Source organism: Pseudomonas peli (genome assembly GCF_050563605.1).
Lineage (GTDB): Bacteria > Pseudomonadota > Gammaproteobacteria > Pseudomonadales > Pseudomonadaceae > Aquipseudomonas > Aquipseudomonas peli_A.
The window spans coordinates 1-226 of record NZ_JBNXUH010000297.1; the positions used below are offsets into that span (position 1 = coordinate 1).

At 59.9% G+C, this 226-nt stretch carries 1 pseudogene; it reads left to right on the plus strand.

The features are described 5' to 3' along the window. Positions 1–110: pseudogene (locus tag ACQ4LH_RS21810) on the plus strand (NAD(P)H-hydrate dehydratase); the annotation flags it as partial. Positions 111–226 lie beyond the last annotated feature (116 nt).

The window sequence follows — 226 nt, forward strand, 5'->3', positions numbered from 1 at the left end:
GCGTGGCGTCGGCCAATCAGCTGCTGGCTTTGGGCGCTAATGCCAGCGTCTGGGTGGTTGGCCCAGGTCTGGGGCAGGGTGCATGGGGTCGCAGTCTGTTATCGGCGGTTGCGGGCAGCCGCGCCGGGGMAGGSCYGTCTCTTTTACACAACTCCCCGCCCCCCAGACGAACTGAGCGGGATCGYATKKCSYCTTCTTYTTTTAAAAAAAAAAAAAATCATACCCC